Source organism: Wolbachia endosymbiont of Drosophila barbarae (genome assembly GCF_044752445.1).
Lineage (GTDB): Bacteria > Pseudomonadota > Alphaproteobacteria > Rickettsiales > Anaplasmataceae > Wolbachia > Wolbachia pipientis.
Genome location: NZ_JBIXJM010000150.1, coordinates 1 through 14,752, shown reverse-complemented (window position 1 = coordinate 14,752; position 14,752 = coordinate 1). Strand labels below are relative to the sequence as shown.

The window sequence follows — 14,752 nt, the reverse complement described above, 5'->3', positions numbered from 1 at the left end:
GACAGACTGTCATTCTTGACAATGCTACTTTTCATAAGTCTGGTAAGATTATCGAGCTTGCTAGAGGAGTTGGTGCAGAAATTTTGTATCTGCCGCCGTATTCTCCAGATTTCAACAAAATTGAGCATCATTGGTTTGCTATAAAAAACAGAGCTAGGAAAAACATTCCTCTATTCGAATCCTTTCGTCGTGCTGTTGATTCTGCCTTCCTATGACCTGTTCGGACTATTATGAGAAATGCTATATAAACCAGCTTTGCAAAGCAATCGTGATGATTATGCTGATACGAAAAAAGCTCTGCAGGAAAAATTGCATGGAGATGAAATACACAAGCAAAGTAATGAGAAAGCTCAAAAAGATATAGAAGTAAAAAAAGTAACTGTGGAAACTGACAGTAGCAGTAATAAGACTGAAAAACAAACAAAACCAACAGAAGATGAACAAGAAACTGTTATGGCAAGTGTGATAGAAAATATGGATAAAAATTCTGATATTGAAGCAGAAACTTCTAACAGTGTTGCAAATTCACAACATCCCTTAAAAATAAAGACAGGAAGTCCTCTTGAAGTGGGAAAGTATAAGGTGGAGCTGCAAGTGACATATGATGATGTAAAGAATTTTTATGATACCGTACGTGGTAAATATCATGCTGGCGATGGATATAACTACGAACAAGTAATGGTTTTATATAATGAAATTGTTAGGCCCGCTCACAATCATCATTACGAGCTGTTTACTCTTGATGAAGCACATGTTGCTAATGATCACCTGTTTATCAAGGGTCAGGATTTTGGAACTCTAAATGATTTTAATGAGATGTTCTATAAAAGTGATGAGTTAATGTGATGTAAAAAGCAAGATTCAATCTGGTGAACGAGAGTTAACTGACAGAGGAGATTGACACGTATGCCTTTATCTTTAAGATTGTTTATCAAGTATAGACATCAGCTCGCCCCATTCTCTTTTACCAATATTACTTTCTTCTCTAGTAACGTTTTCCCCTTTAATTAATTTGCGAATTATTTCTAGACCAGTTCTTGAAATACAGGCTGATTCTAGGCAATATTCAACAAAGGCATTGTAGGCCAGTGGAACCCATTTTTTTATTATATCCAGCATAACTTCTGCATAAACTCTGATTTCATATTGGGCATGCTTATCAGCTCTAAGCTTCAAAAAATGAAGGAGATTATGCAGATCTATTTTCCAATAAAATTGCGTGTAGTAATTAAGCATTAGGTTAGTTCTGGCAATTTCTCTTGCAAGCCCCTGCTCAATAAATTTTTCATAATGAGAATATACTAAATTAGAGTCATTTGTTAGAGAATCTATTATTTCCTTTGAGGTATCTGGATCAAAAGCTTCCCCGCTACCTTGTTTATTATTGTCAGATTGTTTTGCAACTTGTTCTGGTTTAGGTGTATAAAATTCATTATCAAGTATTGAATACCTTGCTGAATATTCATTCACATTTGCAGTTCTATGCCTTATCCATTGCCTTGCAACAAAAATTGGAAGTTTCACGTGAAACTTAATTTCACACATTTCAAATGGAGTTGTATGATGATGTCTCATTAAATACTTTATAAGTGCTTCATCCTGACTTATCTGTTTTGTTCCCTTGCCATAAGAAACACGAGCAGCTTGAACTATAGCGCTATCAGAGCCCATATAATCCACTACTCGAATAAATCCATGGTCTAATACCTTATGTTCTTCATATAAGATTGCATCTATTTCTTTTACTATAGTTCGTTTGGTTGCTTCATTCATAAAATGTCCTCAAGACGAAATGGAGATATCAGCTCCACATGAATTGAGTTTTTCATGCATTGCTTCATATCCTCTCCATAAATGATATGAATTGTTTATTATAGTTTCTCCACCAGCTACCAAAGAAGCAAGCACCAAAGCTGCTGTTGATCTTAAGTCAGTAGCATATAGATTAGCTCCAGATAAGCTTTTTATTCCACTTATAGTAGCTTTGCTTTTCTCGATGCTGATATTAGCACCTAACTTTCTCAATTCATCTGCATGTGTAAATCTGTTTTCAAAAATGTTCTCTTCAATTACTGATATCCCATCAGCGATGCACATTGCAGACATCAGTTGTGGTTGCATATCACTGGGAAAATTGGGATATGGATCTGTCGCAACGTTAGCAGACTTAATAGAGCCATTTTTTCTGGAAATAACAATGCCTCCATCATACAGTTCAACCATAGCTCCTATAGTCTCCAACTCATTTGTAATACACCTTATATCAGATAGATTTATTCCTTCCAACTCCAACTTACCATCGGTTATTATAGCAGCTAGTGCATAGGTGCCTGCTTCTATGCGATCTGGTATTATTTTATGAACACATCCATTTAGTGCTTCAACTCCTGTTATTATGACCTTTGTATTATCAATTTCAATATCAGCACCCATTTTCTTCAGAAAATCTATTAAATCAAGAACTTCCGGCTCAGTTGCAGCATTGTTTATTGTTGTCACTCCTTCTGCAAATGTTGCTGCCATTATTACATTTTCTGTTGCGCCAACACTTATTTTCTCAAATGTGATTTCTTTTCCTTGTAGCTTTCCTTTCACTGTTGCAATTATATTATAGCCGTCAATTTCAATTTTAGCTCCCATTTCTTCTAATGCTTTAATATGCATATCAACGGGACGCTTTCCAATGTTGCATCCACCAGGAAATGCTGTTCTCGCTTTGCCAAATCTGCTAAGCATTGGACCCAATATTAGAAAAGAAGTTCTTAGCTTACTTGCGGTTTTATATGGCATCACGTGATTGTTGATATTGCTGCAGTCAATTTTCAAAGTATGGTTCGCTTTATAATTTTTATTGTGCATAAAGTTCACTTCTGCTCCAAGACTTTCAAGCAACTTAGACATTAGATGCACATCAATTAAATCAGGTACATTATGCAAAATTACCGGGGAGCTACTTAATAGACTTGCTGCCATTATTGGTAAAACAGCATTTTTTGAGCCATTAATCTTGATTTTTCCGACCAAAGGTTTGTAGTTATTTCTTATTAATATCTTGTGCATTTAATTAGATATAAAGTATAATTCATTAGTTTATTGAAGTCTTACTAAGTATAATAGATTGACCGTAAAAGGCAAAATTTGCTTTTTCTTCCTCATCATCCCAGTGTCATGCTACCTGCATGACACCTGATGCGAATTGCCCCCGAAATTTTATACTATGAATTACTCAAATGACGCTCTCGAGCTTTATCAAACCAAATAACACCAATTGCAACAATGAAATAACCAGCTGCTCCTAATGTAAGGCAAATTACTGCATCGAAAGTTGACAGAGGAGGAGACGGCATTAGAATGCTCAAAACACTATACACAAGATTATTTGTTGCATGAGCAATAGTTACTGGCCAAATCGAGTTGTCTTTTTCAAACAACCAGGTAAACATTATAGACATTGCACAAATATAAAGGGTATAAGCACAAATAGTCGGGAATGTAAAGCCATCCTTCCACAAAGCTGAGCCAGCAACCACATAAGTTGGTATGTGCCATACTGACCAAATAATACCGACAATAATTGCTCTGATATAAAAATTTGATATTTTGCTTTTAAGATTTTTCAAAAGATAGCCACGCCAACCGATCTCTTCACCAAGAGACATAATGATCCACATCACAAAGGTTGATAATAAAACAAATAACATCACTAATGGACTCAAAACTGCACTCAAATCCTTTACACGGTCTAACGTAAAAGACTCTCGGAAAAATGAAAAACCGCAGTAAATTGACAAAAGACCATTGGAAATTAGCATACTTACCAGAATAAGTATAAACCCTAATAGACAGTTTTTTGGCGAACTAAGTTTAAAAAGATCCCTTACCTTCTGTTTATTATAAATGGTTAGCAAAATTGCAACTGAAGCCGGAACAAATGTTGTTAATAATGTTATGTCTTTGAAAGGTAAGCACCAAGCTATAATGCACGTCAAAAAATATGTAATTACAACAAATAATGTACAATTAATAGTGGTTAAATTCATGCATACGCCCATCAATTCCTTTTCCGCATTATTGATCTTTATTCATAAATTGTCAATAAAATACTTCTTCAGGGATGAATAGAATATTTTTTCTTTTTGAATTGCTATTGATAGTTTAATTTTTATATGTATTCCCTTTCACAACCGTTTGTCATCCCAGTGTCACGTGCTGGGATGACAGTAGGAGAGCTGCTTGTATGACAAGAGGAGGGTACTGGAATGACAAGAGGAAGACACTGGGGTGACATCAACTAAACTTGTCCAAATATGAGCGATGCATTAGTGCCACCAAAACCAAACGAATTAGAAAGCGCATATTGAATTTTATGCTCCTGAGCTTTAAACGGTACAAAATTTAAATCACATCCTTCTGAAGGCTTGTGTAAATTTAAGGTTGGCGGAATAATTCCATTATTTAATGCAAGAATACTGAATATTGCTTCAACGCTCCCTGCAGCACCAAGTAAATGTCCTATAGAAGATTTAGTTGAAGAAACAGGTATTTTATAAACGTAGTCACCGAATAACTGTTTCATTGCTATTACTTCAATTTTATCTCCAAGTGGCGTTGAAGTTCCATGTGCATTGATATACCCTACTTGATTGGGATTAATTTGTGCGCTCTTTAAAGCAAGCTGCATTGCCTTAAATGCGCCTCTTCCTTCTGGATGTGGTGCTGTAATGTGGTGCGCATCTCCTGTGAGTCCGTACCCAACCAGTTCAGCATGTATTTTTGCCCCCCTTTTTTTCGCATGTTCGTATTCCTCCAGCACCAATATACCTGCTCCTTCACCCATAACAAAACCATCGCGTTCTTCATCCCATGGCCTTGAAGCTTCTTCCGGTTTATCGTTAAATTTAGTTGATAACGCCTTCATAGATGCAAAACCTGCAATTCCAACTCTACACAGTGCACTTTCTGCTCCACCTGCAATCATAACATCCGCTTCACCAAGTTTTATAGTTCTTGCTGAGTTTATGATTGCATGCGCACCTGTTGCACATGCGGTTACTGCTGAATCGTTTGGACCTGTAAATTCGTATTTAATAGAAATATGGCCAGATATCAAATTTATTAGACTTGCAGGGACAAAAAATGGACTGACACGTCTGGGCCCTTTTTCCTGCATGGTAATAACATTTTCCTGAATTGACGGAAGACCACCTATACCAGAGCCAATAGTCACACCAACACGTTCCCGATTGATATTTTGGCTTTCCAAAATTAATGAATCATCTACTGCCTGAATAGCTGCTGCAATACCGTAATGGATAAAACGATCTGTCCTTTTTGAGTCTTTCTCAGAAATATAATCTAGTGGATTGAAATGGTGCTCAATGTTATCTGATTGCAACGGCACCTGCCCTGCAATTTTGCAAGCAAGATCAGAAGAGTCAAATCTATCCGTATTGATTGCTTTTATGCCAGACTCACTTTTTATTAGCCTTGACCAAGTGTTGTCAACATCTGCCGCTAGTGGAGTGATTAAACCAACACCAGTGACTACTACTCTTCTGCTCATTTAACACTAACTATTAGCCTTTTTTATTATTAATGTACTCAACTATTTGCTCCATAGTTTCCATTTTTTGTGCGTCTTCATCTGGAATTTCTATTCCAAACTCTTCTTCTGCTGCCATGATGATTTCAACTGCATCTAAGCTGTCTGTACCATGCTCCGAAAGCTTTGAAGAGCTGTTGAATTTCTCTACATCCTTACTAATATGCTCTAGTATAATCTTTTTCACTTTTTCTTCTATGTCTTCTCTAGTGCTCTTTGCTAGTTCGCTATTCACATTTCTTACCAAAAAAATAACCTATTCTTTGATGTTATAAAAAATTTTTATGTTTGCAATATCTTTTATAACTGGTAAACTACAGTAAAGTTTTCTACTGCCCTAGCTGGCTAGCGTTACGTGCTAAACAATTAACAATTCAAAAATGCTAGACGAAACAACAAAAAATTTGCTTATTGTAGAAGTAAATAAACTCTTACCCGAAAATAGCGAGAATAAGCTTATATCAGCTATGCGTTATATACTCCTTGCTCCTGCAAAACATATACGCTCCTTTTTAGTCGTAGCTTCATCGCGAGTGTTTAACGCGGAAGCTAAAAAAGTAATATCAGTTGCTGCAGCAATTGAATTTGTTCATGCTTACTCTCTAATTCACGATGATTTACCGTGCATGGACAACAGTGATACTCGCAGAAGCCAGCTAAGCTGCCATAAAAAATTTGATGAAGCAACAGCAGTGCTTGCCGGAGATGCACTACTTACTCTGGCTTTTGAGGTATTATCTTCGTTAAATGAGAAACGCTGTGAGATCATAAAAGTTCTTTCTCAGGCAATAGGAATTAGGGGAATGGTGGGAGGACAGGCTTTAGATATTAACAGTGAGCATATAGATTTTAGCCCCCAACCCTCTGTCATTCAAGTAGCGGACACTGGGATCCAGAAGGCTTTGCCTACAAGCATTTCGTGCAAAAAGCCATGCGATAGTGGAGCTGAACATGAAATGGATTCCAGTGTCAGCTACTTGCATGACACCCTTTCTACCTTAAAACTACAACATTCGTACGGCTGTATGTATGACGCTGGAATGACGTCGGGCCAAGCTGATAAAATAAAAGAAATTCATTTGATGAAAACCGCAAAACTATTTGCAGCTTCATGTGAAATAGGTGCTATAATCGGGGGTGCTACAGACAAGCAACGTAAAGCGTTATATAACTATGGAATAAATCTAGGGCTTATCTTTCAAGCTAAGGATGATATTGAAGACTACGAACAAGATAAAACAAATAATCTTATGTCTGTGCTTGGTAAAAGTGAAGTAGAGGACTATATAGACGGCCTCTTTAAACAAGGCTTGGATAATTTGAGTGCGCTTTCAGGGGATACTAATTATTTATATGATTTATTGAATCAAGTAAAGAAAGATGGTTAGAAAAATTATATTACAAATGCTTATTTCCGTAGTAATGATTCTCACTTTAACTTCTGCTTTTGTGTTTACTATTGTCTATATAAACAAAGGTAAACCGGAAAAAAAGGACAAGCTTTATGAGATAAATGCCACGCATGGTGGTTTGATACAGACGATAGCACATTACCTAGTGAAGCCAATACTTGAATCAGCACTTGACCGCTATATTGAAAAGCATGGGCTGACAGAATATTTAGAAGAAATAACGCAGCAAAAGGAAGAAGATTCAATAAATTTTCATGAAATTACTGAAGGCAGTGGCAGCAAGGCTTTTTGTGGCCTGGAAGTCCTATTGCAAATATATAAAATTTCTAATAATAACTCAGCAACACTCCCTAGCAAAGTTTCTGATGTTACTTTGAAAATAGGTCAAGATGACCTAAAAGAAGTGAGTTTAGGGGTAATAGGTATGAAAGAAGGCGGAGAGCGTGTAGTTACTATTGCCAATGAGAACAAAATGAATTTTAATTCTTATTACGTCAAACTGATCGAAGTAAAGGATAAATATCCCGACTCAGTAAATAATCTGATGGTTTTTAATGACTTAATTAACAAGACTGGAAAACAAGTAAGGTGCAGTGATGAGATATCGGTTAAATATAGCGTAAAGGAGCATAATGGGGAATATATAGTCAAAGATCAAACAGTGCAATTTAGGGTTGGCGATAAAAAAATACCACTTGCTATAGAGCTTGGAGTTGTGGGAATGAGAGCTGGTAATAAAAGAACTATTCTTTCTCCGCCTGACCTTTTGACTATTACTGACGATATGTTAATAAAAGACATAGATTATGATGAAGAAAATATCTCAATAATTGACTTAAGCTTAGATGTTAAGCAAGAGGTCGCAGCACACCATTCTACTGTTGAAAAACAGCCTAAAGAATATAGCTGAAATTTTAGGTCTACTGGCTAATCTTCTGAACACTCTCTATACTACTTAAAGTAGGCTTTTCGTTTTTCCTAAAGTATAAACTTAGATAAATCAAGCTGCTTCGAAATTGACTCAAGTTTATCTTTTACATACTTGCTGTCTATAATGAATTTTTCGCTATTTTTCTCAGAAGCAATGAAACTTATTTCATCTAAAAGCTTCTCCATGACAGTGTGAAGCCTTCTTGCGCCTATATTTTCCACTTGCCTATTAACTGTAAACGCTATTTCAGCTATGGTTTTTATACCATCATCAGTGAACTCAAGTGTCACATTTTCTGTTTTCATTAAAGCTATGTACTGCTTTAACAAACTAGATTCTGGTTCCTTTAATATTCTTATTAAATCCTCTTGAGTAAGTGCCTTAAGTTCTACCCTGATCGGTAATCTGCCCTGCAATTCCGGTAAGAGGTCAGATGGTTTAGACTGATGAAAAGCACCAGATGCAATAAATAATATATAGTCTGTTTTTACATGGCCATACTTAGTTGTAACAGTTGTTCCTTCAAGTAATGGTAACAGATCGCGTTGCACTCCTTCTCTGTTTACTTCACCTTTTACTTCTGTACGCGCTGCAATTTTGTCTATTTCATCCAAAAATACTATACCGTCATTACTAACAAGATCAATGGCTTCTTTGATTATCTTATCTTCATCCATTAGCCTTTCACTTTCTTCATTAATTAATATTTCACGCGCTTCTTTTACCTTCACCGTAATAGTTTTTGTTTTTTTGCTCCCGTTAAACATCTTGCCCATTATTTCTGTTACATTCATCACACCAACTTGCCCACCTGGCATGCCTGGTATATCGAAAGTAGGTAACATACTCTTGCTCTCTCTGACGTTAATAGAAACTTCTCCGTCCTCAAACTCTTTATTCCTCAACCTTTCTCTAAAAATTTTTTTACTCTCTTCGGTTGCATTTTCGCCTACCATAGAGTTTACTATTGTTTTCTCAGCTAAAATTAAAGCCTTTTTAGCTAAGGCTTTACGGGCTTTCTCTTTAACTAAAACTATTGCTGCATCAACTAAATCGCGTATTATCGAATCAACGTCACGTCCAACGTACCCTATTTCAGTAAACTTCGTTGCCTCAATTTTTATGAACGGTGCACCGGCAAGTTTTGCTAAGCGACGAGCTATTTCAGTTTTACCAACCCCTGTATGACCGATCATCAATATATTCTTAGGTATGATTTCATCACGCAATGGAAATGGAACCTGATTGCGACGCCAACGATTTCTGAGCGCAATAGCAACAGCACGCTTTGCATCATCCTGTCCGATTATGAATCTGTCCAATTCTTTAACTATCTTCTGTGGTGGCAGGTCATCCAACAAAACTTGAGTGCTGTCATTAACTTGAACATCGCTGTCATTTGAATCAAAACCACTCTTAGTATCTTTATAGAGGTTATCTTTTTCATCGTAGGTGTCACTACTACAAGACCGCCCTTCTGAAAGGGTTATGGGCTGATTGGAAAAATTGGTGCATAAAGTTTTTTGCTTGGAAGACATATCACTCCTCTATCTTTTCAATAACTACATTATGATTTGTATAAACACATATATCGCCAGCTATCTTCATAGCCTTTTTCGCAATTTCCTCTATTGATATTCCTTTAATGTCAATTAAAGCTCTTGCTGCAGATAGAGCAAAATTTCCCCCAGAGCCAATAGCTGCGACTCCATCTTCAGGTTCAAGAACATCACCTGTTCCCGTAATTACTAATGAAATAGATTTATCTGCAACGATCATCATAGCTTCTAATTTCCTCAGATATTTATCCATTCTCCAGTCTTTTGCAAGTTCAACACATGCTCTCATTAATTGCTCTGGGTGCTTGTCAAGTTTAGATTCTAATCTTTCAAAAAGAGTAAATGCGTCGGCTGTTGCCCCGGCAAATCCAGCAATTACGGAATCACCAGAAAGACGCCTAACTTTTTTTGCTCCAGATTTTATAACAGTGTGGCCCAGTGAAACTTGTCCGTCACCTATTACTACTACACTTTTATCTTTTCTAATTGATAATATAGTAGTGCCATACATTTTATTGTTATCGTGTTGAATCATTTTTCTATCACTTTAAATAAGAATCTCATTATACTTTAATCTTTAGTCAAATTTACTAAATATGTTCAACTATAGCTTATAATATAATACCTTCGTTATAACATTTAAAGTGCAGATGCAAAACATAATTTACCCAGATTTGGAAAAAAGTATAAATAATTGGTTCGAAGCAAAATTTAATGGCCTTACATCGCCATTTTATAGCTCTATAGATCTTAGAAACTCTGGCTATAAAATCGTTCCAGTAGACGCTAATTTATTTCCTGCGGGGTTCAATAACTTAAGTGAAGAATCAAGAACGATGGCAGCAAGATTGATAAAAAGCTATTTTAAAAGACATCAATACAAAAAGGTTCTTATAATACCGGAAAATTATACACGCAATAAAATGTATATAGAAAACGTATTTGTTATAGAGAAAATACTACAACTCGCAGGTTTTGAGACTAGAATTGGCCTTTTATATAATGAAGTATACAATTTAATAGAACAGTATGAAACTGTTGTGAAAGAAAACTCTCTGCTAAAGACAACTTCAGGATTTGTGCCTGATGTTATTATACTGAACCGTGATATGACGAGCCACATTCCAGACACGCTGAAAGACGTAAAGCAAGATATAGTACCAAGCCCACTATACGGTTGGCATAGCAGGCAGAAATTTAAGTATTTTGAAATCTATCAAGAATTAGCATCTGAGTTTTGTGGCAAATTTAAAATAGACCCATGGCTAATTTCTGTGCTTACAGAGAGCTGTGATGGAGTTGATTTTGATGATGATTTGTCACTAGAAGCAGTAGCAACTAAAGTTGACCAAATATTATCTCTAGTGCAAAAAAAATATGAGGAATATGAAATAAAAACACAACCTTACGTTTTTATCAAAGCAAGCAATGGCACATATGGGATGGGCATTATAACAGCAACAAGTGGAGAGGAAATATTAAACCTCAATAAAAAAAAGCGTCATAAAATGAAAAAGATAAAAGAAGGAATAGCAATCAATAGCGTTATTATACAAGAAGGTGTACCAACCATTGACATGTTTAAAAGCAGTTCTGCAGAACCGCTAATATACTATATAGGAGATACTCCAACATGTTACTTATACCGATGTAATAGCAGAAAAGATGTATATTCTAGCTTGAATGCCACTGACTGTGAGTTTCATGATGTTAGCCAGGTTGTAGAAGGTAAAATTCTATCACTTTGGAGTATTGTTAGCAAATTAGCAGTACTAGCGTTGGCAGTAGAAATAAAATCTTTTCATCCCTAATTCTTATACCTCTACAGTGCTGTCATTAGAATGACCGTTTATATTATGAACATCATCAAGTTCAGTGGAAGGATCATCATTGACAGGTTGTTGAAACAATTTGTCAAGCTGAACTGCAAGAAATACTGCACTATATATTATGCTGACTGTTACGCTTAAGTTGAAATTATAGATTATATCATTACCTAAGTTTATTGGTATAGTTGGAGTCTCTATCCTTCTTAATATGAAGTTTAATAAACCTAACGACAAAGTTAATGTGCTAATAATAAGGTCCTTCTTACACTCAGCAGACTTTTCAGGATCCTTATTATCCAGATATTCCTTGCATGTATAATAATAGCTTATAGGTTCTGAAATGAACAAAAATAGGATCGTTGAGGTTAAGTTAATATAACTTATTATGTCTGTATTGCTTCCAGTGCAAAAATGGATGATTTTCAACATCATTAGCGCTTCTATGGTGCTGCTTGCAAGATTAGCCGATTTACCCACAATTTTTGCCAGCTCTTTTTTACTCTCAGGGTTTCTGTAATCCTTAATTAGATCCTGTAGAGTAAATGCAGAATGGGCAATGTATAGAATAGATGTCGGAAACTTTACTAGTCGAGCAACATTCCGTATAAGAAAGATATTGGATCTATTATTGTCAATGAACTCGCAGCAAAATTGCAGTGAAATCTTACACAATAGGGCTGTTAAACCTGTTGTGATGCAGATTACCTTCCTGAAATCATGATCATAAATATCATGCACCCTTTGTGCGAGTATGTTAGATTTCTTTTTTAGCTTGTTTGGCATGAAATAGTTAATAACTTCCTGTTATTCTATCACATAAAATCCTAAAAGAAAAGCCCTATGAATCAGGACTTTAAGGGAGATTTATGCACAAATCGGCTAAGCATTTTATAAACAAGGGATCGGTACTGAGAGTTGGCACACGAAAGTAATATCCATCCTTGATAATTGCTTTATATTCTATATCAAGTTCAACTAGAGTTTCTGAATGCTCAGAAACAAAAGATATAGGTGATAGAACTACAGGTACACCATCAGCTTTTGCGCGTAATAGCTCACTTTCAGTGCTTGGCTCTAGCCATTTTACAGGACCAATCTTACTCTGATAACATATCGACCAATCTAAGTTATTGATAGCTAACTTTTCTACTATTAACTCTACGCTTCTTTCTACCTGTGAAGCGTAAGGGTCGCCCTTTTTAATGATACTAAGAGGTAAGCTATGGGCTGAAAATAGGACTCTTGGTTTACCGATTTTTCTAGCCAATTTATAGTACTTAGCTATCAGATTAGTGTGAGCTTCAATAAAATCTTGGCTATCATAATAACGGTGAATCATTTTTGTATTGCATTTTAGGCCATACCGTTTAGCATTTTTTTGCCAATTCTCGATGGATGACAGAGTTGTGGTAGTTGAATATTGTGGATACAGTGGCAGCAGAATTACTTCGTCAGGATCAAACTGTTTTACACTTTCAATAACTTCGTCAGCAAATGGACGCCAATAGCGCATGCAGATGAATACCTTGTGTACATGGTTTCTATTTTCGTTTAATTTTAGTTCTAAAGCATTAGCTTGCATTTTTGTATTCTCTAGAATTGGCGATTTACCTCCAATTTCCTCGTATATTTTTCGTGCAGTATTTTCTCGTTTCGCAGATATAAACTTTGCTAAAAGAAACCGAAAGGGATTCGGTAGATTGATTATTCTCCTGTCATAAAAAAGGTTGAATAAAAAAGGACGGACCGCATTTAGTGAATCAGGCCCGCCAAGATTAAATAAGATAACTGCCTTTTTCACCTACGCACTACTACAACAAGTTACTTCTGGGGTGCCTATAAAATTAGCTACACACTCATCAAATTTAGTTATAGGCACTAAATTTCTTACACTGGCATACAATAAGTGGCCTGATCTCTTCAGGTTACTCTTGGTGGATGTGAAGTTCCAATCGAAAAATGTATCGACAAAAAGACTTGGTACCGTTTCAAGAAGTTCACCAGCAGCTAAAGATAGCATTATACAACTTTGCAGGACATTCAGAAGAACCTTGAGGGGAAAAAGTAAAACTTTAACGAAAAGAGAGGTGCTACTTGTTTCATCCAGTAGTCGCCCTGAGTTAGGCGAATTATACTCGGTGTGTTTTCTATTTTGATCAAAGATAGGAAATTTTATAGTATCTTTCTTAAATTCCGCGTCTATTTCTTTTCTACTATGGTTAGTGATTTTTTCCATTAACTTCTCACGCAGATGAAAAGTTCTGACAATAAAACATGTGGCAATCATTAAGGAAGCACATAAAAGTGCGCATTGCATGAGGCTCATACTGCCTAGCATAGCTGGCAGCGCAAAACAAACAAATGGCACTATGATAGCCATTTCAAGCAATGGAATAGTATTCCTTTTCATTGCAAAGGCAGCAGTATCTCTTAAAAATTTGTGTTGCTGGTTAAAGTTTTTTTCTTTTTGCTCTATTTCTTGTGTAGCAAAATTGCCATCTGTATCCTCAGCAAGTGCAAGCTTGGAAGCCTGTATGTTGTTACATCTTTCAATATTTTCCTTTTGTTGTACATGAGCAGATGAAGTGCATTTATATATGCTATATTCCAAATAACTTAAAAAGGCCAAATTAAAAGTTAAAAATCCTTTTGTTCCACAAAAAAGTGATGACTTAAAGTTACTTACTAATTTTTTAGTAGTAGATTTAGCTTGTTTTTTAGTGGTAGGCTCAGCTTGTTTAGTAGTGTTATTTTTACAACATTCACCCATACAATACCTCCTTGATGGTTTATTCTTAACTATAAATAAAAAACTACTTTTATCAAATCAAAATTTGCAATAAAATGAATCCATAAATATACAATCTTATATAAGGAAATAATATGGCAATTGAGAAGACACTTTCGATATTAAAACCTGATGCAGTAAAAAATAATATTACAGGCAATATAAATTCCTACATCGAACAATCTGGGCTGAAAATCACAGCACAAAAAATGATGTTACTAACAAAAAAACAAGCAGAGCTGTTTTATGAAATTCATAAAGATAGGCCTTTTTTTGGGGAATTAGTAGAGTTTATGACCTCTGGTTCTGTGGTAGTTCAAGTTTTAGTTGGTGAAAATGCAGTAAGTAAATACAGACAAATCATGGGAGCTACCAATCCAAAACAGGCAGATAAAGGCACAATCAGGGGTGATTTTGCTGATGATATTAGTGAAAATAGAGTCCACGGCTCGGATAGTCTAGAAAATGCTCGTAAGGAGATAGCTTTCTTTTTTGCTGAATGTGAGTTGGTGTAGTTAACTCAGATTGGCGTCATCCAAGTAGCTGACAACATAGAAACGAAAAAACTTACTTGACACCCTTCGCCAGCGCCCTTATCATGATAGTGAAGCTATTGTATTTGCTTTCGCCA

Annotated in this window: 16 protein-coding genes and 1 pseudogene; 6 read left to right on the top strand and 11 right to left on the bottom strand. The window is 35.8% G+C overall.

What is annotated here, in order from left to right; all coding sequences use genetic code 11:
• Both ACIPNH_RS02765 and ACIPNH_RS02760 read left to right on the top strand, forming a co-directional pair.
• A partial coding sequence (locus ACIPNH_RS02765; RefSeq protein WP_400771539.1) for a transposase occupies positions 1-215 on the top strand: 215 nt, incomplete at its 5' end.
• 28 nt (positions 216-243) lie between these two features.
• Positions 244-846 (top strand): annotated as a pseudogene (locus ACIPNH_RS02760) (hypothetical protein); the annotation flags it as partial.
• Between the two features lie 72 nt (positions 847-918).
• Here the strand turns inward: ACIPNH_RS02760 and thyX are convergent.
• The 6 genes from thyX to acpP all read right to left on the bottom strand — a co-directional run bounded on the left by thyX (position 919) and on the right by acpP (position 5,837).
• A complete protein-coding gene (gene thyX, locus ACIPNH_RS02755; RefSeq protein ID WP_015589436.1) occupies positions 919-1,773 on the bottom strand; it encodes an FAD-dependent thymidylate synthase in 855 nt (284 codons plus the stop codon).
• A gap of 9 nt (positions 1,774-1,782) precedes the next feature.
• Complete coding sequence (gene murA, locus ACIPNH_RS02750; protein ID WP_400771604.1) at positions 1,783-3,060, bottom strand: UDP-N-acetylglucosamine 1-carboxyvinyltransferase; 1,278 nt, start codon at positions 3,058-3,060, stop codon at positions 1,783-1,785.
• Between the two features lie 155 nt (positions 3,061-3,215).
• Positions 3,216-4,040, bottom strand: a complete 825-nt coding sequence (locus tag ACIPNH_RS02745) for a lysostaphin resistance A-like protein (RefSeq protein WP_458695316.1) — start codon at positions 4,038-4,040, stop codon at positions 3,216-3,218.
• A gap of 122 nt (positions 4,041-4,162) precedes the next feature.
• The gene (locus ACIPNH_RS02740) at positions 4,163-4,288 is read right to left on the bottom strand and encodes a hypothetical protein (protein ID WP_400771600.1); all 126 of its coding nucleotides are present in this window, start codon (positions 4,286-4,288) and stop codon (positions 4,163-4,165) included.
• A gap of 3 nt (positions 4,289-4,291) precedes the next feature.
• A complete protein-coding gene (gene fabF / locus ACIPNH_RS02735; RefSeq protein WP_010082030.1) occupies positions 4,292-5,563 on the bottom strand; it encodes a beta-ketoacyl-ACP synthase II in 1,272 nt (423 codons plus the stop codon).
• Between the two features lie 13 nt (positions 5,564-5,576).
• Complete coding sequence (gene acpP, locus ACIPNH_RS02730) at positions 5,577-5,837, bottom strand: acyl carrier protein (protein ID WP_006279836.1); 261 nt, start codon at positions 5,835-5,837, stop codon at positions 5,577-5,579.
• Positions 5,838-5,982: 145 nt separating this feature from the next.
• Here acpP and ACIPNH_RS06680 point away from each other — a divergent pair, with 145 nt between their 5' ends.
• Positions 5,983-6,990 (top strand): polyprenyl synthetase family protein, encoded by a 1,008-nt coding sequence (locus tag ACIPNH_RS06680; protein ID WP_010082029.1) that lies wholly within the window; start codon positions 5,983-5,985, stop codon positions 6,988-6,990.
• Positions 6,983-7,924 carry an FKBP-type peptidyl-prolyl cis-trans isomerase gene (locus ACIPNH_RS02710; protein ID WP_400771596.1) on the top strand — a complete coding sequence of 314 codons (942 nt, stop codon included), beginning with the start codon at positions 6,983-6,985 and terminating at the stop codon, positions 7,922-7,924. Before ACIPNH_RS06680 ends, ACIPNH_RS02710 begins: the two co-directional genes overlap by 8 nt.
• 68 nt (positions 7,925-7,992) lie before the next feature.
• Here ACIPNH_RS02710 and hslU read toward each other — a convergent pair whose 3' ends face one another.
• Together hslU and hslV are read right to left on the bottom strand one after the other, a co-directional pair.
• Positions 7,993-9,483 carry an ATP-dependent protease ATPase subunit HslU gene (hslU, locus tag ACIPNH_RS02705; protein WP_006280200.1) on the bottom strand — a complete coding sequence of 497 codons (1,491 nt, stop codon included), beginning with the start codon at positions 9,481-9,483 and terminating at the stop codon, positions 7,993-7,995.
• A gap of 1 nt (position 9,484) precedes the next feature.
• A complete protein-coding gene (gene hslV / locus ACIPNH_RS02700) occupies positions 9,485-10,039 on the bottom strand; it encodes an ATP-dependent protease subunit HslV (protein ID WP_400771593.1) in 555 nt (184 codons plus the stop codon).
• A 115-nt stretch (positions 10,040-10,154) separates the two neighbouring features.
• Here hslV and gshA point away from each other — a divergent pair, with 115 nt between their 5' ends.
• Complete coding sequence (gene gshA, locus ACIPNH_RS02695) at positions 10,155-11,315, top strand: glutamate--cysteine ligase (RefSeq protein WP_400771590.1); 1,161 nt, start codon at positions 10,155-10,157, stop codon at positions 11,313-11,315.
• 3 nt (positions 11,316-11,318) lie between these two features.
• Here the strand turns inward: gshA and ACIPNH_RS02690 are convergent, their stop codons facing one another.
• The 3 genes from ACIPNH_RS02690 to ACIPNH_RS02680 all read right to left on the bottom strand — a co-directional run bounded on the left by ACIPNH_RS02690 (position 11,319) and on the right by ACIPNH_RS02680 (position 14,103).
• Positions 11,319-12,116 carry a hypothetical protein gene (locus tag ACIPNH_RS02690; RefSeq protein ID WP_264723828.1) on the bottom strand — a complete coding sequence of 266 codons (798 nt, stop codon included), beginning with the start codon at positions 12,114-12,116 and terminating at the stop codon, positions 11,319-11,321.
• A gap of 70 nt (positions 12,117-12,186) precedes the next feature.
• On the bottom strand, positions 12,187-13,134 hold the full coding sequence (hemH, locus tag ACIPNH_RS02685) for a ferrochelatase (protein ID WP_400771588.1): 948 nt from the start codon (positions 13,132-13,134) through the stop codon (positions 12,187-12,189).
• On the bottom strand, positions 13,135-14,103 hold the full coding sequence (locus ACIPNH_RS02680) for a hypothetical protein (protein WP_400771585.1): 969 nt from the start codon (positions 14,101-14,103) through the stop codon (positions 13,135-13,137).
• Positions 14,104-14,216: 113 nt separating this feature from the next.
• On the opposite strand from ACIPNH_RS02680, the gene ndk reads away from it, so the two are divergent.
• Positions 14,217-14,636, top strand: a complete 420-nt coding sequence (gene ndk, locus ACIPNH_RS02675) for a nucleoside-diphosphate kinase (RefSeq protein ID WP_182309846.1) — start codon at positions 14,217-14,219, stop codon at positions 14,634-14,636.
• Positions 14,637-14,752 lie beyond the last annotated feature (116 nt).

Bases quoted from the DNA above. Each gene is read 5' to 3' on its own strand.
- thyX (WP_015589436.1), bottom strand. From the start codon at position 1,773: ATGAATGAAGCAACCAAACGAACTATAGTAAAAGAAATAGATGCAATC.
- murA (WP_400771604.1), bottom strand. From the start codon at position 3,060: ATGCACAAGATATTAATAAGAAATAACTACAAACCTTTGGTCGGAAAA.
- ACIPNH_RS02745 (WP_458695316.1), bottom strand. From the start codon at position 4,040: ATGAATTTAACCACTATTAATTGTACATTATTTGTTGTAATTACATAT.
- ACIPNH_RS02740 (WP_400771600.1), bottom strand. From the start codon at position 4,288: ATGTCACCCCAGTGTCTTCCTCTTGTCATTCCAGTACCCTCCTCTTGT.
- fabF (WP_010082030.1), bottom strand. From the start codon at position 5,563: ATGAGCAGAAGAGTAGTAGTCACTGGTGTTGGTTTAATCACTCCACTA.
- ACIPNH_RS06680 (WP_010082029.1), top strand. From the start codon at position 5,983: ATGCTAGACGAAACAACAAAAAATTTGCTTATTGTAGAAGTAAATAAA.
- ACIPNH_RS02710 (WP_400771596.1), top strand. From the start codon at position 6,983: ATGGTTAGAAAAATTATATTACAAATGCTTATTTCCGTAGTAATGATT.
- hslU (WP_006280200.1), bottom strand. From the start codon at position 9,483: ATGTCTTCCAAGCAAAAAACTTTATGCACCAATTTTTCCAATCAGCCC.
- hslV (WP_400771593.1), bottom strand. From the start codon at position 10,039: ATGATTCAACACGATAACAATAAAATGTATGGCACTACTATATTATCA.
- gshA (WP_400771590.1), top strand. From the start codon at position 10,155: ATGCAAAACATAATTTACCCAGATTTGGAAAAAAGTATAAATAATTGG.
- ACIPNH_RS02690 (WP_264723828.1), bottom strand. From the start codon at position 12,116: ATGCCAAACAAGCTAAAAAAGAAATCTAACATACTCGCACAAAGGGTG.
- ACIPNH_RS02680 (WP_400771585.1), bottom strand. From the start codon at position 14,103: ATGGGTGAATGTTGTAAAAATAACACTACTAAACAAGCTGAGCCTACC.
- ndk (WP_182309846.1), top strand. From the start codon at position 14,217: ATGGCAATTGAGAAGACACTTTCGATATTAAAACCTGATGCAGTAAAA.